The sequence below is a fragment of the Novipirellula rosea genome (genome assembly GCF_039541335.1).
GTDB lineage: Bacteria > Planctomycetota > Planctomycetia > Pirellulales > Pirellulaceae > Novipirellula > Novipirellula rosea.
In genome coordinates this window covers 134,913-137,034 of sequence record NZ_BAABGA010000060.1, presented here as the reverse complement: position 1 = coordinate 137,034, position 2,122 = coordinate 134,913, and the positions used below count along the sequence as shown (strand labels likewise).

Genomic DNA, 2,122 nt, shown 5'->3' with positions numbered 1-2,122 from the left:
ATCGCTTTGGTGCGATCCAGACCGGCACGTTGCATGCGTTTGCCTTTGACGCCTTCGTCAAGGGAAATCAACTCAGACGGAACATAGATGCGGTTTTTCGCGGCCCATTGGATGTTCTCCCGAACTTGGTCATCGGTTGAATGTTGCAGTTTAGTGCTGAAACGAGAGTAGATCGTACCGATGTCATACCCGTGAGCAGTTGCCCAGACGATCCGTGTTTCAAGAGCTTCTTCGGGATCAAATCCTTTCAAATCAAGATGATGGACGGCAGCCATTTCTGACCACCACTTACTTGCGTTCCGGGTGAGTTTTTCGTTAGCCGCACCCATGCTAGAAAGATCATGGTTCATTGTTTTGCTTCCTGTGAAGATGATCCAGCGGACGCACGTGGGCAACGTGCCCAGCGTTCCGTGAGATTAGAAACGGAATCAATCTGCGAGCGATAATTTTCTGTGGGCAGGCTGCTCACCAGAATTTTGGCAACCCGATTTGTGCGCAAAAGACAACGCTCCGTGAAAACGGAGCGTTGGTGAAATTCAGTAGAGACTTTTAGACACGTTCAATGGATAAACATCCCTCAAGTAATATGCCGCGTTTCGGGCGTTAATTTAGCTCAATGCACGCACCGGACGTTAAAAACTGGCATGATCGCCATAACACTACACATCATATATGCCGCATTTTTGGGTTTAGTTTAGCTGAGCGATTGTCTTGAGCGGATTTGGTGAGAGATAAGCTGTTTGCCTTATCTTATATGACGCAAAAACGGCTCCAATTTAGCAAAAAGTCCACTGAATCCTGAGTCTTGATCGGACCTTTTCGATCTCGTGGCGAATCAACCAGCTTTTCGCTTCTTCTTCGTCTTTCCAAGTGCCGCCCAAAGCGGATCGTTGTAGTCGTCAGCCCACTGAGCGTAGTGATCCCAACATAGTTTCGGCGTGTTACCCATCAAACCGGCCAGCACTTCGATGCCGGCTGGTTTGCCGGTGTAGTAACCTGCCAAAGTTCGCTTTGCGAACGTGTGCCGACACGTGTAAGTCACTCGATCTTCGGCAAGTTCCAGCTTCTTCTTGAGAGAACTAAATTGCTGAACGCCATTTGACTGACTCCAAGGCTTCCCACGCATCGTCCGAAACAACGGAACGCCTGATCCCTTCGGTGCGGTCAAAATTAGTCGCCGGGTAATCTGCTCCATCTCGTCACAGAGCATGATCCGCCGATCTTTTCCGGTCTTCTTAGCCGCCTTATGCCCGAAACTACCATCTGGAGTCCGCGCCTTCAGCAAATAGAACAACCCGTGCGGCGTTTCTACAACATGGTCCGCCGTCACGACCGCCAGTTCGGAATAGGGCCGCGCGCCCGTCAAGATACACCCCTTCAAGAACAACGCATGGGCAGCATTTGTTGCCGCATAGATCTGCGTTTCCTCCTCTGGGCTGAAACAAGTCACCCGAGCGGTCGCTGCAGGCTTTTCATAGCTCGATACCGGATTCGCATCGAGGTCATCGAACTTGCAACAGAAGTTGAATGCCGCTTTCACGCATCCGATCACATTTCGCTGAGTGTTGTTATTCCAAGTCTTGTGTCGTTCGAGCCAGGTTCTCAGGTGCTTCTTCTTAAGTTCATGCACCGTCAGCGCGCCGCAGTACCCGCAGAAGTCATTCAGCCAGTATTTGCACTGCACAACCCACTCTGGGCACGCAGTCTTCGTCAGATCACTCAAATAGATTTCGCAAACCTGCGCAACGGTCCATTCTCGCGATTTGATCGGCCCCACTGGCGACAGTTCTTCAGCCAACTTGATCCGAGCCAGCGCCAACTGTGCGACTTCTCGATTGTCCTTACCACGAACACGCTCACCAGCCTCGTCAAACAGAGCTTGCCGCTTTTTGGTTCCAGAGGGAGTGTAGTACCAGCAGTCCGTTTGTTTCCAGTGCCATGCAGATCCATGCTGCTGGCGACGTGATTTTCGATTCCTTGCCATTTTCAATTGACCTTTCAGAGTTGTCCCGGTTGCCGCCGGGAATTGACTTGTAAAAAGAGACAGACGACAATGTGATTGGGAACCGAGTTCGGTTCCTTGCCGCCAGGGGATCAACAAACGGTTTGCCGACCGGGTCCC

At 51.2% G+C, this 2,122-nt stretch carries 2 protein-coding genes; both read right to left on the bottom strand.

From position 1 onward, the window contains the following. The coding region (locus ABD971_RS22900) for a recombinase family protein (RefSeq protein ID WP_486348649.1) at positions 1 to 350 on the bottom strand (350 nt) is incomplete at its 3' end. Between the two features lie 485 nt (positions 351 to 835). Beyond that, positions 836 to 1,984 (bottom strand): tyrosine-type recombinase/integrase, encoded by a 1,149-nt coding sequence (locus ABD971_RS22895; protein WP_345325907.1) that lies wholly within the window; start codon positions 1,982 to 1,984, stop codon positions 836 to 838. Between the last annotated feature and the right edge of the window lie 138 nt (positions 1,985 to 2,122).